This window comes from Streptomyces xingningensis (assembly GCF_054957865.1).
The window spans coordinates 19,431-40,376 of the sequence record NZ_JBDJPF010000051.1 but is presented as its reverse complement, the minus strand read 5'-3'; the positions used below and the strand labels follow the sequence as shown (position 1 = coordinate 40,376).

At 65.3% G+C, this 20,946-nt stretch carries 22 protein-coding genes; 8 read left to right on the top strand and 14 right to left on the bottom strand.

The genetic code is table 11. The features are described from left to right. Positions 1–21 precede the first annotated feature (21 nt). Entirely contained in the window at positions 22–756 is a 735-nt protein-coding gene (locus ABCR83_RS23870) for a hypothetical protein (protein ID WP_462697198.1), read from the bottom strand. Further along, positions 756–2,117, bottom strand: a complete 1,362-nt coding sequence (eccE, locus tag ABCR83_RS23865) for a type VII secretion protein EccE (protein WP_462697197.1) — start codon at positions 2,115–2,117, stop codon at positions 756–758. The genes ABCR83_RS23870 and eccE overlap by 1 nt, the downstream gene beginning before the upstream one ends. A gap of 196 nt (positions 2,118–2,313) precedes the next feature. Between eccE and eccB the strand changes: the two genes are divergently transcribed. From eccB to ABCR83_RS23850, 3 genes are all read left to right on the top strand, one after another. Continuing rightward, complete coding sequence (gene eccB, locus ABCR83_RS23860) at positions 2,314–3,924, top strand: type VII secretion protein EccB (protein WP_462697196.1); 1,611 nt, start codon at positions 2,314–2,316, stop codon at positions 3,922–3,924. A gap of 18 nt (positions 3,925–3,942) precedes the next feature. Beyond that, positions 3,943–5,190 carry a type VII secretion-associated serine protease mycosin gene (gene mycP, locus ABCR83_RS23855; protein ID WP_462697209.1) on the top strand — a complete coding sequence of 416 codons (1,248 nt, stop codon included), beginning with the start codon at positions 3,943–3,945 and terminating at the stop codon, positions 5,188–5,190. Between the two features lie 146 nt (positions 5,191–5,336). Further along, positions 5,337–5,801 carry a hypothetical protein gene (locus ABCR83_RS23850; protein WP_462697195.1) on the top strand — a complete coding sequence of 155 codons (465 nt, stop codon included), beginning with the start codon at positions 5,337–5,339 and terminating at the stop codon, positions 5,799–5,801. Between the two features lies 1 nt (position 5,802). Here the strand turns inward: ABCR83_RS23850 and ABCR83_RS23845 are convergent, their stop codons facing one another. Beyond that, positions 5,803–6,123 carry a hypothetical protein gene (locus ABCR83_RS23845; RefSeq protein ID WP_462697194.1) on the bottom strand — a complete coding sequence of 107 codons (321 nt, stop codon included), beginning with the start codon at positions 6,121–6,123 and terminating at the stop codon, positions 5,803–5,805. Between the two features lie 1,341 nt (positions 6,124–7,464). On the opposite strand from ABCR83_RS23845, the gene ABCR83_RS23840 reads away from it, so the two are divergent. The 3 genes from ABCR83_RS23840 (at position 7,465) to ABCR83_RS23830 (ending at position 9,548) form a co-directional block, all read left to right on the top strand. Further along, the gene (locus tag ABCR83_RS23840) at positions 7,465–8,766 is read left to right on the top strand and encodes a S8 family serine peptidase (protein ID WP_462697193.1); all 1,302 of its coding nucleotides are present in this window, start codon (positions 7,465–7,467) and stop codon (positions 8,764–8,766) included. Positions 8,767–8,825: 59 nt separating this feature from the next. Continuing rightward, positions 8,826–9,173, top strand: a complete 348-nt coding sequence (locus tag ABCR83_RS23835; RefSeq protein WP_462697192.1) for a WXG100 family type VII secretion target — start codon at positions 8,826–8,828, stop codon at positions 9,171–9,173. Positions 9,174–9,242: 69 nt separating this feature from the next. Beyond that, positions 9,243–9,548 (top strand): WXG100 family type VII secretion target, encoded by a 306-nt coding sequence (locus ABCR83_RS23830; protein WP_462697191.1) that lies wholly within the window; start codon positions 9,243–9,245, stop codon positions 9,546–9,548. 62 nt (positions 9,549–9,610) lie between these two features. On the opposite strand, the gene ABCR83_RS23825 is transcribed toward ABCR83_RS23830, so the two are convergent. The 3 genes from ABCR83_RS23825 to ABCR83_RS23815 all read right to left on the bottom strand — a co-directional run bounded on the left by ABCR83_RS23825 (position 9,611) and on the right by ABCR83_RS23815 (position 10,858). Further along, the gene (locus tag ABCR83_RS23825; protein ID WP_462697190.1) at positions 9,611–9,844 is read right to left on the bottom strand and encodes a DUF397 domain-containing protein; all 234 of its coding nucleotides are present in this window, start codon (positions 9,842–9,844) and stop codon (positions 9,611–9,613) included. 171 nt (positions 9,845–10,015) lie between these two features. Next, positions 10,016–10,282, bottom strand: coding sequence for a DUF6255 family natural product biosynthesis protein (locus tag ABCR83_RS23820; RefSeq protein ID WP_462697208.1), 267 nt, complete (start codon positions 10,280–10,282; stop codon positions 10,016–10,018). A gap of 84 nt (positions 10,283–10,366) precedes the next feature. Then, positions 10,367–10,858 (bottom strand): ATP-binding protein, encoded by a 492-nt coding sequence (locus ABCR83_RS23815; RefSeq protein ID WP_462697189.1) that lies wholly within the window; start codon positions 10,856–10,858, stop codon positions 10,367–10,369. A gap of 272 nt (positions 10,859–11,130) precedes the next feature. Between ABCR83_RS23815 and ABCR83_RS23810 the strand changes: the two genes are divergently transcribed. Then, positions 11,131–11,985, top strand: coding sequence for a helix-turn-helix domain-containing protein (locus ABCR83_RS23810; protein WP_462697188.1), 855 nt, complete (start codon positions 11,131–11,133; stop codon positions 11,983–11,985). 9 nt (positions 11,986–11,994) lie between these two features. After that, positions 11,995–12,192: a DUF397 domain-containing protein gene (locus ABCR83_RS23805; RefSeq protein WP_462697187.1), complete on the top strand. Its 198-nt coding sequence runs from the start codon at positions 11,995–11,997 to the stop codon at positions 12,190–12,192. Between the two features lie 66 nt (positions 12,193–12,258). Here ABCR83_RS23805 and ABCR83_RS23800 read toward each other — a convergent pair whose 3' ends face one another. The 8 genes from ABCR83_RS23800 to ABCR83_RS23765 all read right to left on the bottom strand — a co-directional run bounded on the left by ABCR83_RS23800 (position 12,259) and on the right by ABCR83_RS23765 (position 20,876). Then, positions 12,259–12,552, bottom strand: coding sequence for a DUF6881 domain-containing protein (locus ABCR83_RS23800; protein ID WP_462697186.1), 294 nt, complete (start codon positions 12,550–12,552; stop codon positions 12,259–12,261). A 515-nt stretch (positions 12,553–13,067) separates the two neighbouring features. After that, a complete protein-coding gene (locus ABCR83_RS23795; protein ID WP_462697185.1) occupies positions 13,068–13,577 on the bottom strand; it encodes an immunity protein TriTu family protein in 510 nt (169 codons plus the stop codon). Next, a complete protein-coding gene (locus ABCR83_RS23790) occupies positions 13,577–13,792 on the bottom strand; it encodes a TreTu family toxin (RefSeq protein WP_462697207.1) in 216 nt (71 codons plus the stop codon). The genes ABCR83_RS23795 and ABCR83_RS23790 overlap by 1 nt, the downstream gene beginning before the upstream one ends. After that, the gene (locus ABCR83_RS23785; RefSeq protein ID WP_462697184.1) at positions 13,719–13,874 is read right to left on the bottom strand and encodes a hypothetical protein; all 156 of its coding nucleotides are present in this window, start codon (positions 13,872–13,874) and stop codon (positions 13,719–13,721) included. Before ABCR83_RS23785 ends, ABCR83_RS23790 begins: the two co-directional genes overlap by 74 nt. 795 nt (positions 13,875–14,669) lie before the next feature. Beyond that, the gene (locus ABCR83_RS23780) at positions 14,670–15,074 is read right to left on the bottom strand and encodes an Imm7 family immunity protein (protein WP_462697183.1); all 405 of its coding nucleotides are present in this window, start codon (positions 15,072–15,074) and stop codon (positions 14,670–14,672) included. Next, positions 15,071–19,852, bottom strand: coding sequence for a putative T7SS-secreted protein (locus ABCR83_RS23775; RefSeq protein WP_462697182.1), 4,782 nt, complete (start codon positions 19,850–19,852; stop codon positions 15,071–15,073). The genes ABCR83_RS23780 and ABCR83_RS23775 overlap by 4 nt, the downstream gene beginning before the upstream one ends. Continuing rightward, positions 19,852–20,454, bottom strand: coding sequence for a hypothetical protein (locus ABCR83_RS23770; RefSeq protein ID WP_462697181.1), 603 nt, complete (start codon positions 20,452–20,454; stop codon positions 19,852–19,854). The genes ABCR83_RS23775 and ABCR83_RS23770 overlap by 1 nt, the downstream gene beginning before the upstream one ends. Next, positions 20,451–20,876, bottom strand: coding sequence for a hypothetical protein (locus ABCR83_RS23765; protein WP_462697180.1), 426 nt, complete (start codon positions 20,874–20,876; stop codon positions 20,451–20,453). Before ABCR83_RS23765 ends, ABCR83_RS23770 begins: the two co-directional genes overlap by 4 nt. Positions 20,877–20,946: the final 70 nt, after the last annotated feature.

Genomic DNA, 20,946 nt, shown 5'->3' with positions numbered 1-20,946 from the left:
AAGGGCCACCGGAGGATGCCCTCAGTCCATCCGCCGGGCCGCCCCCAGCAGCCCCGCCTCGGGGTCGGTCGGCGTGGTGGTGACATAGGCCCGCGAGGAGCGAGTGCACCAGAGCGTGACCCCGTCCGGAAGACTGGGCAGCGCCTCCACATCGGCAGCCGTCAGCCCCATCGTCCGCCCGATCTGACTCGCCTCCTCCGGGGACACCCGCTGCACGCCCACCAGATCCGCATGGGTCATCAACCGCGCGGTGGACGGACCCGGATAGGGCAGCAGGGTCACCACGGCCTGCCAGGGCGCGGGGCCCACCCGCCCGTGCGGCGGGCGCACCCCGCAGTCGCGGACGATCAGCACCGGGCTGTGCACCGACGGCCCCGTCGGCGGCACCCGGCCGACCTCGTGCAGAGTGATGGACTGCTGACCGGTGTTGGCGCCCTGTGCCAGCGCCGTCCACAGCTGCTGCCGCCCGGTCTCCACCGCCACCCGGGCGCCCGTACCGACCGTGCGCAGGGCGAGGATCTGCGCCGTCCATGCCCCGCCGACCAGGAGCACATCGAAGGGGGCGGTACGGAACAGCCCCAGCACGGCGGGCGCGCCCTGCGCGTCGGTGCCGATGACCACTCCGTCGTCACCGACGGGCAGGCCCAGCAGCTCCAACTGCTCGGCGGTGACCTCATGCCGCCCGCGCCGGGGCCCGCGCAGACCGAAGCCGAACCGGGAACCGCGGCCGGCGGCCGGGGAAGTGGTGGTGCTCATCAGCGAGTACCTCCCAAGGGCAGGGTGGCCAGCACTCCAGGCACCTGTTCATGATCCAGCCGGACCAGCCCGACCTTCACCCCACGTGCCGCCCGCTCCAACTCCCGGCGCACCGATATGAGTTCATCCGAGCTACGGCCGCACACCCGGACATGACCGGTCAGCGTCGGCGTATGCCGACCGCCCCGCGCCCGCCCCCGCCCGAGCGTCAGGCTCAGGGTGGACGACAGGGCGGGAAGCGAGGTGAGCAGCGCGGCCAGCTGTGGCAATGACGTTGCCCCCGGGCCCAACTGGGGCCAGCGGCCGACCCAGTAGGAGGTGTGCCACCGGTCGTCGCACCGCCAGGTGCGCGAGGTCTCGACTGTACGCCGCCCGGGCGTGCCCGCCCGGCTCGCCTTGGCCGTGGCCGCCGGGTTGATGTTCGCGGCCATCGAGACCGCCGCCGTCAGCTCCTCCCCGGACAGCAGCGACGCCCTGAACCCGGCCCCCTGCAAACGGCTCGCCAACTGATCGGCCGCCCGCAGCACACAGCGCCGGGCACCCGCCACCCCGCCACCGCGGGTCGCGACGGCCTCCGGGCACAGCTCGGGGTCGAGCTTCAGCGCAACCCAGGTCAGCCGCACGGCCGGCGAGCCCGTCAACGCCTGCAGCGGCGTGTAGTTACGAGCGGCCAGCGCCTGGCCGGGCAGATGCGGGGCGGGCGAGGGCAGGGCACTCTGCACCACCTGTATGGATTCCAGTCGGATGTCCGTGATGTCCATCGCATCCCGCAACAGAGCGAGCGGCAGGGCCCTCTCCACCCGGTGCGGGCGCAATGGCGCGTCCACCGCCTCGACCCGCAGCACCACCGTCACAAACGTGCCGTCCCCGACCACACCCACCGGACGGCCCTCCCGATCGGCGAAGGACTCGACCCGCAGCGCCGGTTCGCACTCCACGACCGGGGTGAACCGCGGATCCACCCCGCCCGGCGCCCCCTCCCGCGCCGCCCGCCGACCTCGCCGCCGCAGCGCGACCCAGGCGGTGAGCCACTCCGCTATCGGCCGCCGCGCCCGCCGCACCAGCGCCAGCAGCACCAGCACCAGCACCACGGCCACCACCGACGCGGGCACCAGCAACATCCGCCCACCGGCGACCCAGGCCGCCAGCACCATGGCCGCCGCCACCTCGATCAACACCAGTTGCTGCAGCCGCACCGGCCCCACTCGCCCCGGCTGCGAGGCGACCCGCGGCGCAACCGCCGCGGACTGCGGTGTCGTCGACACCTGCGCCGCGGACGTACGCGACCGGCCGCCCCGGCGCCCCGGCCGCTGCCGACCCGCCGAACCGCCCCCGGACCGTACGCGCGTTGCGACAGCCATCCCCGCCCCTGCCTCCTCGAAGAAGACCAACCCGAACCGAACCCCATGCCTCTGATCGGGCGTTGCCGCGCCGACAGGCATCCCCCGTCGCGATGCGTTCACCGCCTACCGGCATAGTAGAGGCTCCCTATGACAACGGGATCGAGGGCAAGGGCCTGCTCAACCAGGGCTGACCAATGGGGAGAAACAGCTACAGATGACATCACGGCGGGATGAGCTCAACGCCTATACCTTTGCGAAAAAGCGGACGGTTGCCGCATTTCTCCAGCCGTCCCCCACCGGCACCGAGGAGGGCGCCCCACGCCCCCTGCGAACCGTGCTCCCGGGCGTCGTCGTGGGAGCGCTGCTCCTCGCCGGATTCGGGGCCTGGGGCATGTTCAAGCCCGCCGCCCCCAAGGGCTGGGACGACGTCGCCGCCCATGTCATCGTCGGCTCCAACTCCACCACCCGCTATGTGGTGCTGAAGACCGACGGCAAGAAGCAGCTGCACCCCGTCCTCAACTTCGCCTCCGCCAAGCTGCTCCTCAACTCCGACAAGTCCTCCGTCATCAAGGTCAAGGAGTCCGAGCTCGACAACGGCCACATCCCGCGCGGCCCGACGCTCGGCATCCCCTACGCACCCGACCGCATGCCCGGCTCCGACGAGGCCGGGAAGAAGAAGCAGTGGGCCGTCTGCGAACAGCCCGGCGGCAACGGCCGGACCACCCAGAAGGCCGTCTTCCTCTTCGCCGGCGGTGACCCCAAGCTCAAGAAGCTGACCGGCAGCCAACGCCTGCACGGCGGCCAGGCCCTCTACGTCCAAGGCCCCGACGACGCCCGCTACCTCGTCGATCCCCAGGGCACCAAATACCTGCTCGGCGGCCCCGACTGGCGCACCGCCAACCCCGCCGACCACAACCTCCTCCTGCGTTCCATCTTCAAGGACGGCGCCCGCCCGCAGCGCGTCACCAAGGACTGGCTGGACACCTTCAACGACGGAACGCCGATCACCTTCCCCGAAGTACCGGGCGCCATCGGCACCAACGCCGGAATCGGCACCCTCCCGGCCAACGCCAACAAGATCGGCATGGTCCTGGAGGCCCCCACCGGCACCGGCACCCAGAACTACGTGGTCCTGCAGGGCAAGGTCCAGCGAGTCTCCGAGTTCGTCGCCAAACTCCTCCTCAACAGCAAGAAACTGACCTCCCTCGGCCAGGCCGGCCGCCCGGAGCGGGTCAGCGCCGCCGCCTTCACCCCGAGCGACGAGGAGTTCTCCGGCGCCTACCGCTGGCCGACCCAAATACCGCAACAGACCAACTCCCTCGACACCTCCGCCGGTTCCTCCCCCAACAACACCATCTGCAGCATCTTCGGCGGCCTCACCTCCCAGGGCACCCCCGAACTGGGCACCTGGGCGGGCACCGACTACCCCGCCACCATCCCGGACGGCGCCGCCAGCGCCTATGTCACCCCCGGCTCCGGACTCCTCTACCGCCAGGTGACCGGCCACCAGACCAAGAGCGGCTCGGTCTTCCTGGTCACCGACACCGGGCTGCGCTACGCCGTCCAGTCCAACAGCGACAGCGCCACCGGCAAGTCGAAGATCGGCAACAGCGACGACACCCAGACCCCCGCCCCGCAGGAAGACCCCGACAACCCCGACCAGCAACAGACCGCCGCTCCCGCCCAGCCTCAGGCCAACGAGGCCCAGATCAGGCTGGGTTACCGCAGCGTCGACCCGGTGCCCGTCCCCGCCAACTGGTCCGCCTTCCTGCCGACCGGCCCCCGCCTGGACGCCAACAGCGCCAAGCAGCCCCAGGGCGCGTAGGGGACACCAGTGACGACCATGCGCCCACACCTCCCCCGCAAGACCGCCGCCCTGGCCGCCCTCACCCTCCTCACCACGGCAACCCTCACTTCCGCAGCCCCACCCTCACCCCCCTCCATCCCGTCCATCTCCCTCGCCGGAAACGGCGAATGCACCTACCCCGCCAAGCAGATCAAGGGCACCCCTTGGTCGCTCCAGCGCGTCCTCCTCGACCAGCTGTGGCAGAGCACCATGGGCAGAACCGCCAAGGGCCGGGCCATCCGCGTAGCCGTCATCGACACGGGAGTCGACACCACCAACCCCCAACTCAAAGCCGCGGTCGACACCAAAGCCGGCGCCGACCTCCTCTCCAAACCCAAGGACGCCGACAAGGGTCAGACCGCCGACGTCGTGGGCCATGGCACCAAGGTCGCGGGCATCATCGCCGCCCGGCCCCTGCCCGGTACGGGCTTTGTGGGCCTCGCCCCGGAATCCACCATCATTTCCATCCGCCAGAACGACGAAAAGGGAACCGGCACCTCCAAGACCCTCGCCATTGGCATCAAAAAGGCAATCGCGGACGGTGCCGACGTCATCAACATCTCCCAGGACACCACCCGGCCGCTGAGCGCCGATTCGGACCTGGAACTCGCCGTACGCGACGCACTCGACCACGACATCGTCGTCGTCGCCTCGGCGGGCAATGACGGAATGGACGGCTCCACCAAACGCACCTACCCCGCCGCCTACCCCGGCGTCCTCGCCGTAGGCGCCTCCGACCGCAACAACGAACGCGCCGCCTTCTCCCAGGCGGGCGACTTCATCGGAGTCGCCGCCCCCGGCGTCGGCATGGTCTCCACCGTCCCCAAGGGCGGCCAGTGCGTGGACAACGGCACCAGCTTCTCCGCCCCTTACGTGGCCGGAGTGGCAGCCCTCATCCGCGCCAAACACCCCACCTGGAAGCAGAACCAGGTCGTCGCGCAGATAGAGCAGACCGCCGAACGCCCGACCAACGACCGTGACCCCTACATCGGCTACGGCGTCGTGGACCCCGTCCGAGCCCTCACCGAAGACCCCCGCCCCCTGGACCACGTAACCCTGAACAAGCGCCCGTCCCGCCAGGCCCGCGCCCCCCAACCGGCGGCGCTGACCTTGGGGGAGACCCCCGAGGAGCGGCGCGAGCGCCTTGCGACCTACGCGCTGGGCGGGGCGGCGGTGTTGGTCGCGGTGATCGCGGGTACGGCGGTAGTGGTGCGGGATCAGCGGAGGCGGCGGAGGGCTGAGTGACGGGCCGCCAGTCATTGGATGGATGGTTCGAATCGAAACTTGTTCCGAAATCGTCAAGGACCCTTAACGGGAAAGTAGTTGGTGGCCACATGATGTGTGGCTAAAGTGCAGACTGGTAACCGTGGTGCCGTATGGGGAGGGGCGCAGTGCAGCCGATGGATCGGGGTGACAGGTCACACACGCCGTTCGGCAAGGACCTGGTCCAGAAAGACGAGACGCTGGAGAAGTTCAAGGGCCGTATCGAGGATGTCCTAAAACTCCTGGAGAAGTCGCCTTCGTCGCCCAAGTCCATCGATAGCCTGAAGGTCGATAAGGCCACATACGGGACCAACTTTGCGGCGGCCGAGGCACTGGCTCGCGAGTATGACAGGGTTCATGCGCGCCTGACGGAGATGTCGAAGACCTTCGGCGACCTGATCGAGGGCATGGGGCTGGCGGTCCAAGCTGCCGACAAAGGTTACGACAGCCTCGATGTGGACCAGGCGGCGCGATTGCGGGCGATTCAGGCGCGGTTGAGGCAGCAGTACCACGAGCCGGAGCCCAAACCGGGCGCACCGGGCGCCGGCGGTACGCCGACGAAGCACGGCGGCGGCAAGCAGATGGAAAGCTAGCTCAGGGAGGGAGAGGCACATGACTGATAAGTTTGATGGCTACACCTTTGAGCAACTCACAGCCATGCTTGCCGGCGCCAAGGAAGGCCCGCTGTTTCACGCGTCCGAAACCTTGAAGCTGGTGCACGAGGACATCAAGGGCATCGGTGAAGAAATCAAGGCCCATGTTGCGCATGTGAAGTGGGAGGGGGAGGCCGCCCACGCCTTCCGCACCTGGGGCGGCCAACTGGTACTCCAAACCACCGCCATGGCCGACTACGCCAAAGCGGCCGGCGATGTCATGAACGTCGCGGGGGAGGGCCTGACCAAGGGCAAGAGCCACATGCCGGACGCCGTGAGCAAGTTGTGCTCCACGAACCCGGACACAGTGGAGCTGCGGACCTGCTCCGACAAGGACAAGCACACGGCGGCTGTCCAGGCGATGACGACGGTGGACTCGTACTACACGACCGCGGTCACGGACTTGGGCAAGTTGAAGGAGCCGAACTTTCCGCCGTTGCCGGGTGAGTTCGCACGTGGTGACGAACCTGAACAGGAGATACCGACTGGGTCAACTCCAGCCGGTTCAGGCGGCAGTGGATCTGGTGGCGCCGCTGCGGCAGGTGCGGCCTTCGCTTCGGGAGCTGACAGAATCACGCCCAGTGGCGTCTCCCATGCGGGCGAAAGCGGCTCGAATGGACAGGCCCATATCCCTACGCCAGCTGAACACGCACCGGGCACCAGGATCGACCATACGACCACTCTGCCTTCCCCTGAAACAACGACCACGCCGCCCGCACCCACCCCTGTACCGGATAGCCGAGTACATCCGTCTGGGCATTCGCCTCTGCCGGTCCCCTCGGTGCCGATTCCTGGTGTGCCGAGTGTGCCGCCTGCTCGGACGCTGCCCAACACCGGCATACCCGGTCGGCTACCGGGTGCGCCCATGCCTCCGGCACCCAGCACCGGATTGCCTGGGCGGGTGCCGACCGCCAGGTATCCCTCTGGCCCTGGAGTTGTTCCTGTAACTCCTGGCCGCGTCCCGAGAGTCGGCATGAACGACGGAGTGGTTGGCATGCCTGCACGTCCTTCCAATCCGTCCGAGACCCCACGACTGCCACGAGGGACGGTTGTAGGTGCGGAGCGGTCTTTGGGCGCGTCGCGAGGCCCCGTTGTTGGCGGGCCTATGGGGGTGGGAGGCCACGGCTTCGGCACCGGTGCCACTGGCGTGCCCAACAGTGGGTCCGCGCGGCGGATCGCCACGGAACCAGGTGGGGTTGTTGGCTCTCCCCGGGGAGGCGCGGTGAACGGGCAACGCCCACTGAAGGGAACGGTTGCGGGAGAGGAACGCAATACTCTTGCGCGTGGCCCCGTTGGGATGGGAATGACTCCTGTGGCTGGAAACGAACGGCCTTCAGCGCGTAGTGGTGGGGTTCGGCGATTGGCTTCGGAACCTGGCGGTGACGTCACTCGTCAGCGGACCCGTGGCACAGGGCGGTCTGAATTCACCGCTGGCGGCTCTGGTCTCGTACGTGAGGGCCAAGCGGCAGGTTCGCGGCGCAACCGACCCCACAAGCAAGTAAACAATGAAGAGACCGGGGCGGGCGGTCAGCGTCATGCGGTGCCGCCGGTTGTCGAGTAGAGGAACAACGGACGCTGCCCAGCGTGGAGGAGACCCAACCACATGTCGTTCAAGGATCGCAGTGTGATCCGATGTGCTGCGCTTGTGCTGGTGTCGCTAGGGCTTGTCCTGTTCTCGCAAGTGGGCATTGTGGCGGTGGCTTCAGCCCAAAACACTCGTTCCCAGCAGTGGTACCTGGATTCCATGCACGCCGATGACATCTGGAAGGTGAGCACAGGTAAGGGCGTAACTGTCGCTGTGATCGATCACGGTGTGGATCCGTCGTTGCCAGAGCTAGATGGCCAGGTGCTGGATGGAGCTGATGTGTCTCCCAAGCCCGTTGGGGCACATCGGGATGACGAGGGGCACGGATCGAATATGGCTGCCATCATCGCTGGCACGGCAAACAGTGGTGGGATTCAAGGGCTTGCACCTGATGTAAAGATCCTCCCTGTGAAGGTGCCGCCTCCAGAGGACCCGTTCCACACTGACTCGTCGATGGCAAAGGCTATTCACTATGCGGCGGACAATCACGCTCGGGTCATCAATATGTCCATGGGATCCCCAAGTTCCGCCGCTGACGCAACTCAGACCCAATCGGCCGTGGACTATGCACTGAAGAAAGGAAGCCTGATCTTCGCTGCCACGGGTAACAGTGGAGACAAGGATAATCTTCCTGAGTTCCCATCTGTTATGCAGGGGGTCGTAGGGATTGCGGCAGTCGATCGCGAAGGATCCGTAACCAAGTTCTCAACATACGGCCCCCAAGTAGCGTTGGCTGCCTACGGTGACCGTATTGCTGAACACTGCAGCAAGAATCGGGATAGATTCTGCTTCGGCAGAGGCACTAGCCAGGCAACCGCCATCGCCTCTGCCTCCGCCGCCCTAATCTGGTCCGTACACCCAGACTGGACCAACAACCAGGTCCTCCGTGTAATGATGCAAACCGCCGGCAAACCCACCGAGGGCGACATCCCCAGCAAGTACATCGGCTACGGCGGCGTCCGCCCCCGCAAGGTCCTCGTCGACGGTGAAGGCAATCCCGGCCCCCCCGACGTAAACCCCCTCCTCGCAGCCGAGGGCGCGACGACAAAGCTCTCGGCCAAGCCGTCCTCTCCTCCCTCAACACCCAGCGGCGGATCCACCGAAGCCGCCCAGCACGGCTCTGCCGTCGCCGAACCTAACCCAAGCCACACCAAAGACCGAACCATGACCTGGATCGGAATTGGGGCAGGTGCCGCCGTACTCGCCGCCGCAGTGATCGCCTTCGCGATCGTCAGGCAACGCGGCAAGCGAAAGCCCGCACCGCAGCCGTTCCCCGGCCCGGTACCCCCGCCGCCTCCAGGAGACCCTTGGCGACACTGAGCGTCCGCCATACTCGCTCCCACAAGGGGGGGCACTGACATCACAACGAAAGGTGGAACATGAGCGGCAGGCAGCATGTCGATGATGCACACTTCAAGAAGTTCAACGACGCCATGCAACAGGCCAGTTCTCAGTTCGAGGCCGATTACAAGACGCTGATCGACACCCTCCAGCGTCTTGAGGGCGGTAAGCACTGGAAGGGCGCCGCCATGACTGCCTTCCAGAATGCGCATGCTGTCCTCAGCGAAGAGCACACCAAGGTGAACCAGAAGATCAGGCACATCAACGAGGCAGTGGTTCGCACCCACCGCACTGCGGGCGCCACTGACCAGGAGATCGAAGCCAGCCTGAAGAGTGTTGACGTCGGTGGGGGCGGCTCCAGCGGGATTGACTCCTTCTCGAGGTAGTAAGCCGCTGTGGCCTGACGATCCACAGCCGACCTCAATTCACCGCACAACCACGGAGAGTGGAAAACCATGCCAGGACATGACGGAGAGCTCGTAGTCCACTACGCCTCCCTGGAAGAGACCTCTACCGACATCAGCAAGGTCGCAACCAACCTTTCCCAGCAGCTCGAGCACATGGGCCAGGCCACGGTCGCCGTTGCCGAAGGCTGGGAAGGCGAAGCGTTCCAGGCAATGCAGGACGCTCAGAAGCAGTTCCAGCAGGCGGGCCACAGGATCCAGACGGCCCTGTCGCAGGTCTCGCAGCGAGTCACGGAAGCCAAGACCCAGTTCCATGGCTCGGACAAGAAAGCAGCCAGCTACTTCATGGGTGGCTGAGGCTGCGGCCACAGGCCAGTGGGGTGGGCAACGTCCAACGTTTGCCCACCCCACCTCCATGCTCACGTCAGGTCGAATTCCCCGTCCCGCGCGCCCAGGACAAACGCCCGCCACTCCGACTCGGTATAGCGCAGCACCGTGTTCGGATCCTCCGACGACCGCATCGCCACCGCCCCTCCCGGCAAGTAAGCGATCTCGACGCGTGGCAGATCCGGCGGGCTGTCAGGCGCGCTCAGCCACTCGACGCCAGAGATGTCGAGGGCGTACAGCGCCTCGGTCTCCTCTTTGGTTGCCATGGGTCAAGGACTCCCTTTTCGGAAAACGCCACCACAATGCCCAAGCAGCCGAGCTGCCCGGCCAGTTGACGCTGCTGACAAGACATCATCCATGAGCAGCGTACTCCGCGAGCCCCCTCCGCAAACCGGCCTGACGACAAGATCCGCTGCATCTTCCCGTGCCTGGTCCAGTCAAACCGCCAGCCACAGCGCGGCATCACTGAGCCCCCAGTGGCTGAGGTGCCGCACCGTCCGCGAGATCACCGCAGCTGCCATCCGGTCCGCCCGGCCCCGCTCTTCGTCGGACGGCATCACCGCGGAAGGCAGCCCAGGAGGCCTCAACGCGCCGTACTCCGTAAACCGCCGCGTCCCACACGCCGTGCACCACTTCTCACCGTCACCAGACTCCCACCTCTCAAGGTGCTGACAGTTGACCACGAGACGATCCCGAGCATGCATCACGCCTCCCACGACCTGAAGTGAACCCCGGCAGCCGGCTTGACTGTCCCCTTCCAACTCGGCACGCCGCCAAGCCAGGGCGCGTCACAACCGCGCGTAGTTCCTCGCCGCCTCTCGAGGAAACACGACCCACATCTTGCTTCCGATCAGTGGTCGCCGTGCCTCCTCCAGCCCGAAGACGCCACCGCAGGTGGCCACGACGGCATCCAGCGTCGACAGCGCCTCCCGCCGCCGCACACGACATGCGGCCACGGTCTCCGCCGCATGCGCCGGATGCTCGTCGAATACGGTCAGCCGCAGCATCCCGTACCGCCATCGCAGCGACAGGTGAGCATCCCGCCCAGGCGTGAACAGACAGGCATTCCCGAGGAGTTCGGATGCGGCGAGCACGCCGAGCTCGGCCATCTCGTCCAGCCCGTGCTCGGTGAGCAAATGCCGCACGAGTGTCCGGGCGGTCGCGAGGCAGTACGCTCCGCCCGGCAGGCCGAGCGAGTAGTTGAGGCTGGCGGGACTGGGCTGTTCGGGCGTTACGGACGCCCGCGTCTCTTCGGGCAGGCAAGGTGGGCTGATGCTCATGCGCGGTCACTCCAAGAGCTTTCGCAGGTGGGGGAGTTCTCGCACGCGGCCGGGTGCCGGCGGCCTGCCTCCCTGGGCACGGGCACACCTCACCCCAGGACAGGTGGGCATGCTCGCGCGGTACGCTTCCGGCGCCGCTGCGTGTGATTGAAGCAGCACCGACGGTAGCGCATCGCAGGCGCATGGTGCTACGCGTTCATGGAACCCTGCTACCAGGTGGAACCGTCGCCTCCTCAAGGGCAGACTGTTCGGCGTATCCAGAGAGAGGTGACATGCCACCGAGGAGCATCCCCACAGTTCGCCAGCGTCGACTTGGCGGCGAGCTGCGCAAGCTACGAGAGGTCGCCGGTGTAACAACACAGGAGGCTGCGGCCCTTCTCGGCGTGGATCGGACCCGCATCCCCAACATCGAGTCAGGCCGCTTCGGTATCAGTGCCGACCGGGTACGAGCACTTGCCCTCAACTACAACTGCCAGGACGGTGCGCTCGTTAACGCATTGGCAGATATGGCAGTAGACCGTGGCCAACGCTGGTGGGACTCTTACCGGGACGTGCTCCCAACAGCCTTCCAGGACGTCGCCGAGCTCGAACACCACGCTACGGCGATGCGCATGTTCGTCATGGTCCACATTCCCGGCCTGCTGCAAACCGCAGAGCACGCTCGTGCAGTCTTCGAGAAGTCGTTGGTAGCCCTGCCCGCAAGGGAAGTTGAGCTACGTGCCGCCCACCGCATGCGGCGCCAAGAAATCCTCTACCTACGAGAGAACCCACCGCAGTTCACCGCGATTATCCATGAAGCTGCACTGCGCATGCAGTTCGGAGGCCCCAAGGCCACCCGTACCCAACTGACCCACCTCCTCGACATGAGCGAACGGAACAACATCACATTGCGCGCACTCCCCTTCGACTCCGGCGGCTTTGCCGGGCCGGGGCAACCAATCTGCTACGCCCATGGGGCAGTTGCCCAACTCGACACAGTTCAGCTGGACAACTACCACGGTTCAGTCTTTGTCGATTCCGAAAGAGACTTGGCCGACTACCGGAGCCTGCTCGATGAGACGGAGGCTTGCTCCCTCTCTCCGAGCGATTCTCGTAACCTCATCCAGTCCATTGCCCAGGAAACCTGAAGGAACAAGATGTCTGAGATCCAGTGGCAGGATCCCCTCTGTGGTGGAAACGGAGGTAACACCTGCATTCAGATAGGGCACATGTCCAACGGCACCCCCATACTTCGCGAGACCGCCCGCCCAAGCGAGCTGATCACCACCACTCGCCAAGGCCTGCGCAACCTGGTCGAAGCCGCCAAGCGCGGAGAACTTGATCACCTACTTTGAGCAATGAGATCAGACAGATGCCATCTGGGGGTAGTTGTAAGGAGCTACTGATGTGCATGGTGTGATTCAGTCAGGCCATACTGCTCGATTCCATGTCTCTTCGAACTCTGTGTGTGAAATTTTACTTGCAGAGAACTCTGGCTGTGCCGCCACGTCATCGATAGAGCCAACAGGAATCTCACTGAGTCCAATCGTGCGCCCTTCATGAAATTCGTCTGCTCTCAGCAGTTGCCCGTTGTGAAACTCTGCAACCTTGCGAGTTTCGTATCCGTCATGCCCAATTTCACTAAGAAGCATGATGGGTTCGTCGGTGAAAACGTGATGCCAGATGACTTTCCAATATTTCATTCCGGTGGTCAACCCGCCTAAGGTCTCACATTGGCCAGACGCGGCATCAGGAGGACGTTCGTCGACGTGTTTCTTGGGATCCCTGATCCTGGAGTGATCTGTTACTGTCTGTCCTGGATCCCGAAGAAGTCAAATATTGCCTTGCGTTGATTTTCTACAGTGGTTACGTCTTCTAGACGTGCAGGGGCGAAAATATCAACAGGATCCTCATCGATGGTGTGCGTTGCGGCGTCAAAAATATATGCAAATCGCCCGCCAGTCATTTGACTCTGCATACCTGAAGTTGTGACGTTCCATCGCGCGCCTTGACAGCACAGAAGCAGGCCATCGCGCTCCAGATCCCTACGCGCGTCCAACAAACATGAGAATAAGGTTTCGCCAGCGTAAGTGATTTCTGAGTGACCCTCCCGCGTTACCCGTAGCTCATACGGAGATCGAGAGGAGGGCTGGACGGTGATTTCCTGATACTCCCCGTCTTGGCTTATCATGGATAGGGTAATGGATTTCATGCGGAACGCGACCAACGGTCAGTCAAGGCCCAGAGATGCATCTCCGGTGATTGCTGGTGCGCCCTTCAGGGCCTGCTGACTCTGCCGTCTTCCAGTCCTGCCTGTCCACCGTCGGCCAAGTGGGGCCGCGACAAACTCAACGCGCTCGTGGGGTTCTTCAGCGTTGGCGCGTTGCTCCTCCCCGCCTCGGCACTGCCAGCGGCCTGACTTCACGAACTCGCCACCCTGCTGCCATCGCAAGAGGTCGTCGAGCACCTGGTTCAGGTCTGCGAGTGAGGCCAAATCGCGATGCTCATTACTGACCAGACCGGTGGCGACTTCCGCATGCTCCAGCTCAACCTCCCCGGTGGCCCACACGGTCAGCTGGCTGATCCGTTCCTCCCGGTCAAGGGAGAGTGACAGGCTCGCCTTGCCCCACTGAGCGCGCGAGTCGTCCAGGTGCCACTCAACCCCTTCGTTCGCCAGCATCGGCGCACGGTCCGTGACCCAGGCCCGCAGACCGGTGAACAGCATCTCTTCGCTTGTCATCACTTCTCCGTCAGCCACTGGATGTTCAATGCGGGCGGGAACTGCGGCACCGGCAGGCTGCGTCGCAGCGCGAGCGGTGCCTGCAGCGAGTTGGGGCCTGGTATCCGCACCCAACCGGGCTCATCCGCCGGATACAGGGAACTACCCAGGACGTCGAAGTCCACGTGTCCCGTGCCTGATGCAGTCTGACGACTGGCATGCCGCCGGGTCTGCAGGTTTCGCCACGCAGGCCGTTCTGCCGGCACCTTTCTGGGCAACGCCCGTCTGCACCATCGCGTCATACTCGGCAGGCGGCATCCAGCGGGACTCGAACCGCTGGGTGATTGTCGGGGCTAACCTTGCACGTGCTCCGAGCCGCTACGGAAGTTCGTTCTTGCCGACTCCAACCACTTGTCTACCACCGTGCCATACCCCTTACGTCAATCCGGCTCAGCAGTATTAGAATGCACGCCGGAATGTCTGTGGGAGTTCGCCAGAGTCCCAAAGGTCATCAAGAGCCCGGAAGAGTTTTTTGAGATTCTTTTGCATTTCAGAACGCTTCTGTGTGGGCAATGAGCTCAGTGGATCAGAGAGATCCAGGTGCCCCAAGTCCGGGCCAGTCCATCCCTTGAAACGTCGACATGCGGAACACCACGAATAGGTGATGAGTACAGTTCGCATGGGTCCCGAGTACCGGTAAATGTAGGTACGGACGGCTTGCTCGCCGCAAGCAGGGCACTGCTGCTCCGCAGGTTTGTCGATGAATCGCGGAGCGGAAAGCAGTGCTTTGATCTGCTCGTGACTGAATTCTTTCAAAGCTTGCTCGCTTAAAGATTGTCCCGCAAATGTGGTCGGAGCCTTCGGCTGCAGCGCGATACGAGGTGCCATGTAGCTGTGTTGCGGCCATGGCCTCGGTTCCAAGGGGATGAGCGTTCTGCGGGTGTGTCAGTGCCACAGGTGAAACAGACTCGTATCCTCGGGGTTCTGGTTTCTATGTGCACACCTTGATCATGTGACGTATCGGCACCTCTTCGCTCTGTGGAAGTTGGTTTCGTGCCACGTCATCGACATAAGGCATTGTAGCGCCGAAGTTTCACTCGTGCCGAGTGAAGCTCAGTCCTCAATGACTGGGCGGACGGGTGAGAGAAATGGGTCCAGGCGTACATGGATTTTTCCTCTAGCCATGACGCGGACGCGAAAGGCTCCCTGCCCTGGAGGGTCATCCATGTCAGAGGAACGTTCGTAGAGCAGCCCCCAGGAGCCGGGGAAGCGAATGGCAATGTGATGCAGGAGTGCGTCCAACTCCGCAGCCTCGTCACGTCGGCGGTTCACCAAGCCGTTGGCCAGCACGAAGTACTCCCCGTTGTGAAGGTTCAATACAACTTCGCCAGTCGTCCACTCGACCCGCGCGATCCGTTTTCGCAGGTCGACGATACCGGCATCGAGGCTTCCCGTGTCTGATTCTTCTGGTGACTCGGCGATGCCGAACCAGCCATGAAATTCGTACATCTTGCTCATTTCAGAGGGGATATGTCGATGATGGGCTCGATCTTGTAGCGGCGGCCATACTCCTGCAGTTTATCGATGACGCCGGGGCCAGGTTCGCCCTCGAAGTGGAAATATGGCGTTCGTCCGGATTGTATAGCGTACTCGAATGTTGCCTTGGCTTGGTTCCGTAGGGCACTTCCCATTTGCATCCCCCCGGGTTTCGACTGCGCGACGTACTCATCGCTGACTGCATCAATTTCCCGGCCCTTCGGGTCGTTCTCGAACTTGACCCGGGACTCGCCGCCGAGCCGCTCAGCAAGAGCGTCGGCGGCTGGGTCTGGCTTGTGTACCTTGACCAGTTCTCCAAGTCCACCGTTGCCCTCGTATGGCGCGAGGCCGAGAGGGTCGGTCCAGGTGTGGGGGTTGTGGACGTATGTCGTTGGGTTCGGGGCGGGATCTAGACCGAGTGGATCAAGCGATGTGTAGCGCGCTGTCTCTGGGTCGTAGTGGCGGTGGAGGTTGTAGTGGAGTCCGGTTTCGGGGTCGAAGTATTGGCCGGGGAAGCGGAGTGGGGTGTAGGTGGTGCTGTTGGCGGGCCAGGTGGTGGTGCCCCAGAGGGTGGTGCGGGTGCGCCAGGCTGTGGTGCCGTTCTCGTCGACCAACTCTGTTGGTGTGCCGACGAGGTCGGTGATGATGGCGAAGAAGCGTTGGTCGATCTCGTGTTGGGAGGTGTCCGCTGCTGATATTCGTTCGGTCTGGGCGATGGGTTGGAGGCCGTTGTGGTCCCAGGTGAGGGTGACGGGGTGGGGGAGGCCGGTGTCGGTGGTGGTCTGCTCGGTGAGGGTGGGGCCGTCCCAGGTGAAGTCGGTCTGTTCGGCGATGTCGCCGGTGGGGGTGAGGCGTTGTTTGGCGATGCGGCGGCCGAGGGGGTCATAGCGGTAGTGCCAGTGGGTGCCGTCGGGGGTGGTGACGTCGGTGAGGCGGTCTTCGGCGTCCCAGGTGTAGCGCCAGGTGTCGGGTTTGCGGGAGAGGCGGGTCTTCTGGCGGAGGACGATGCGGCCCTGGGCATCGTGCTCGTAACGGATGGTGCCCGCCCGGGATATTCGGGTTCCTGTGTAGGTGCGGGCGCCCTGTGCTTCGGTGCCGGGGTGGTCGGTGGGCCAGGCGGCCTCGACTTGGTTGCCTGCTGAGTCGTAGGTGTAGCGCTCGGTCCAGCCTGGGGCGTCAACGGCGGTGACTCGGCCTGTCTGGTCGAGGTCGAAGGTGCGGGTGCCGGTTGTCGGGTCGTCGATGCCGGTGAGGTGGCCGTCGCGGCGGTAGGTGTAAGCGCGGTGGATGAGTGGGGTGTTGGTATTGGTGGTGAGGGATTGGGCGGTGAGGCGGCCGGCTCCGTCCCAGTCCTGAACGAGGGTGATGTTGTCGCCGAAATGTCGGGCGATCTCACGGCCTGCGGCGTCGTGTTCGAGGTTGAGGGTGTGGCCGGAGGTGGTGAGGGAGGTGCGGCGGCCCGCTGTGTCGTAGGTCGATGTGGTGGTGGCTCCGCTGGGGGTGGTGCGGCGGGTGCGGTGGCCGAGTCTGTCGTAGGTGTGGGTGAGGGTGCGGCCGTTGAGGGTCTCGGACCTGACACGGCCGAGGCGGTCGCGGTGGTAGACGAGGGTGGCGTCCGGGCCGGTGGCTTCGAGGAGGCGGCCCGCCGGGTCGTAGGTGTAGGCGGTGACCTGGCCGTTGGTGTTCTTGGTCGCTACACGGCCGAGTAGGTCGTGGTCGTAGGCGATCGTCTCGCCGAGTGCGTTCGTGCGGGCGGTCAGTTGTCCCGCCGCGTCGTGGGCGTAGGTGAGGGTGCGGCCGTCGAAGTCGGTCTCCGAGGTGAGGCGTCCGGCCGGGTCGTAGTCGTAGGACCAGGTCAGGCCTTGGGGGTTGGTGACCTGCCGGAGCCGGAGCTGGGTGTCGTGGGTGAACTCGTGGCGGACGCCGTCCGGACCGGTCCGGACGGTGAGGAGGTCGAAGTGCGTGTACTCGTACCTCGTGATGCCGCCGAGGGCGTTGGTGTGGGTGGTGCAGTTGCCTTCACCGTCGTAGGTCCAGGTCTCCTGGGCGCCGTCGGGGGCGATGCGGCGGGAGAGCTTGCCCTCGATCGTCCAGGAGAGATGGGCGGTGGCGCCGAGAGGATTGATGATGGTGATGATGCGGCCGAAGGGATCCCGGCGGTAGCTGGTCACGCCGCCGAGGGGGTCGGTGATCTCGACGGGCAGGCCTGCCGGGTTGCAGGTGATGCGGGTGGTGTTGCCGAGAGCGTCGGTGAGGGTGGCCGGGTGGCCGTATGCGTCGTAGGTGTAGCGGGTCTGTGTGCCGGTGGGGTCGGTGACGGAGCTGCGGTTGCCTGTCTCGTCGTAGGTCTGGTGCCAGGTGGTGCCGTCCGGGCCGGTGGTCGTCTCGGGCAGGCCGAGTGCGTTGTAGGCGGCGGTGAGTTGACGACCGTCCGGGCGGATGACCGCGGTCAGGTGACCACGCTCGTCGTAACGGAATTCCGTGGTGCGGCCGAGGGGGTCGGTGCGGGAGAGGAGGTGGTCGTAGCGGTCCCACCGGGACAGAGTGGTGGCGCCTGTGGGGTCGGTCTCGGCGACGAGCCGGCCGCGGCGGTCGAAGGTGTAGCTGTGGGTGTGGCCGAGCGAATCGGTGAGCTGGGTGACGGCCAGGCCGGTGCCGGGGTCCCGTGGTTCGTACTCGAGGGTGCAGCGCATGTGACCCTCGGAGCCGGACTCGAAGACACAGCGGTCCTCGTCGTCATAGGCGTAGCGATAGGCAAGGTCGTTGCGGTCGATCCAGGAGGTGACGCGGGCGCGCTCGTCGTAGGTGAAACGCAGGGGCCGGCCGGAGGAGTTGAAGACCTCGGTGAGGTGTCCGCCGGTGTAGCCGTAGCGGACCAGCTCCGTGGCCCGGCTGCCGGGGCCGGCGCCGGTGAGGTGAAGCGCGGTGATCCGGCCCGCGCCCGTGGTGATGCGGATGCGGTAGCCGGCGCTGTGGGCGATGGCCAGTGGGGTGCCGTCGGCGTCGTACTCGAAGGCGATGCGGTGCCCGTTGCGGTCGGTGATCTGCTCCAGCAGCGCCGTTGTGGCGTCGTACGGGGCGAAGTGCCAGGTTAACCCGGTGCCATGGGGATCGGTGATGGCGTAGGCGCCATCAGCGCAGAGCTCGAGAGGGCGCCGGGGACCTTTGGCGGGGAGAGTGGGGACACCGGGGACCGGGTGCGGGTACTCCAGCAGCCTGCCGTACTCGTCCACGAAGATCACACCTGCCGGGTCGATCTCCAGCCGCTGGTCGGCGGTGCTGGACCACGAGGCGCCGAACCACCGCCCGCACTGGTAACCGGACTTCACCCGCCGCTGGAACACCAGAGGGAGCGACCCGGGCAGTGTCACATCGGTCTGCGGCAGGAACATACGCCCCGTGGCCAGATCCACCGGGTCCGTGTCGCCCTTCACCTCCGAGCCGGGTGGCTGGGCCGGTTCGTCCGGGTGCCTGGTGAGCTCACCCCGTGCCGCGCCCGCTTCGCGTTCCGCGCCGCCTGCGAGGCGCTTGGTGCTCTGGAGGGCCGTGTCCTCCATGCCCTTCTTGGCCGCGTTCATGGCCAGGCGCCGGCCGAGTGTGGTGGTGAGGTTGGTGCCGCCGGATGCCAGGGCGAGCAGGCCGTCGCCGACGAGCCGTCCGCCGGCTTCTGCGCCGTCCTTGTTCCAGCCGGTGCCCAGGAGGGCGGAGGGGATCTGGCCGGGATGGTTGGAGAGGGTGATCAGGCCGGCGCCGAGGTTGTTGAGATGGTCGAGGTAGGCGGCGGGGTGGGTGATGTTGTATGGGTCGATCGGGTTGACGGTGCGGACGAACTTGACCGTGTCCAGACCGCTCTTGACCACTCCGCCGAGGAAGTGCTCGCCCTCGATGTTGGTAGCGGTGCCCAGGTCCTTGAGGTCCCCTACCATGCGGTTGGTGAAGGCGGGCTTCTTGGGCGCCTTTTGGAGGGCTGTGGCGAGGGCCTTGCGGGCCGCGTCCGCCGCAGAGTTGCGCTGTTTGCGGGCGGCAGTCAGTTTTTCCCTGGCCTCCTGGATTTTTGCCGCGCCGGGGTCACTGCACTGGGCGGGCGGGGACGCCGGCTTCGGGCCGGGGTCCTCGTGCTTGTCGAGTTTGGCGTTGTAGGCCTTCGCTGCCGCGTTGTACGTATCGACCTGCGCTTTGTAGTCGTCGTACGCCTTCTTCTGCGCTGCCTTCCCCGCCTTGTACAGGGCGATCGCTTCCTTCGCCTGGCCCTGCGCCCAGGTGACGGTCTCGGTGTAGGAGTCCAGGGCCTTGGAAGCCTCCGTGCAGGCGTCGGAGGCGTGGCGCCACTGGGCGGGGTGCATGGCGAACTTTTCGCGGAAGGCGTTGGCGCCTTCGCCTTTCCAGTGGTCGGAGTCGAGCCTGGACATGCCGTCGGCGACGTTGTCGAAGGCGGTGCCGAAGTCTTTGAGGTGGGATACGGAGCGGCGGATGGTGGAGGGGTGGCCGTGGATGAGTTCGTTGGCCGAGTCGGTCTGGCCGAGTTGTTTCTCGTTGACGTGGGCACCGAGGTCGTCGGCGAATTCGTCGCTGATGTCCTCGACGTAGTCGGCGGCCTGGTGCAGGCCGATTTTGTTCAGGCCCTTGCCGACCAGATGGCCACCGACTTCGATGCCCTCGCCGACCTTCTTCTTGCCCTCGTCCCAGGCCTCCTCACCCAGGTCCCCGACCTTGTCCGCACCGGACTTGATGACATGACCGACCTTCCCCAACCAGCCCATCAGCGCTCACCCTGGCCTTGAGCGTCGCCCTGCTGCTGTGCGGGAGGCGGCTTGAGCATGTACTCGAACTTGTTGGTGTTGGGATCCAGCCCGTTCGCCTTGATGGTGTCGATGAGCAGGTTCTTGTCGGTCTCCTTCATGTGGTCGAAGGCCCTGGAGAAAGACTTGCCGCTGTAGTCGATGTGCTCGAAGTTGCCGTGGTCCGCGATCTCGGACATGGACATCTTCTCGACCTGCTCATCGGTCAGCGTCGGATCGGCGCCGAACGCGGCGACTCCGTCCTTGAGCACGCCTTTGATGTACTGATCCTGCTCGTGGTACATGCCTGCCGAAAGACCTACGCGCTTCGCGAACTCATTGCCGTCCTGGATCAGGGAGCGCACGCCCCACTCCCAGCGGTCGCAGAAGTTCTTCAAGTCCGAGGTCAGGCCGTCATGGCCGGTCTCCAGGCCGGTGAGGGCGATGTCTTCAAAACCCCGGCCGGTGTCGGCTTCCCCGATCATTCCCAGCTTCTTGAGCTCGCCGATCGCGTCGTTCAGCCCCTTGGTTATCTCCGCCAGGGCTTGCGCATCCGCTTCGAGCTTGCCGTCGTCCCCGCTCAATGCGAACCCCCCTCGTATGGGCGGTCATTGACTTGTTCCGTGTCCGCATCAACGGCTGCCGACTCCGGCACGATGCCCACCACCGGTGGCAGAAAGAACGGGGTGTCGCTTCCCACATCGAGTGCCACGCCCGTCGGCTCGCCGACGGCGGGCACCACCACATCCAGCAGCCGCGCGCCCAGCACGGATACGAACTCCCAGTCCGGGCCGTCCTCACCGCCATCGCGCGTCAGCGCGAACCGGGCCAATGAGGCCTCGTCGGTGAACGCGTAGATCCACCACACGCCGCCGTACCGGGCCGTCCACAGGCCGCCTTGCCCATCGAGTGGCACCAGTACGGGGGTTCGTCGGAACTCCCCTATCAGTGCGGCGGGTCGCCCCTGCTCCGCGTACAACTCGGCCAACTCATCTTGCAGTGCCATCACTTACGCCTCCCCGACCCCGCAGGGTACAGAGGGGAGACATGCGCTCACTACTCGCGGTCAGCTATTG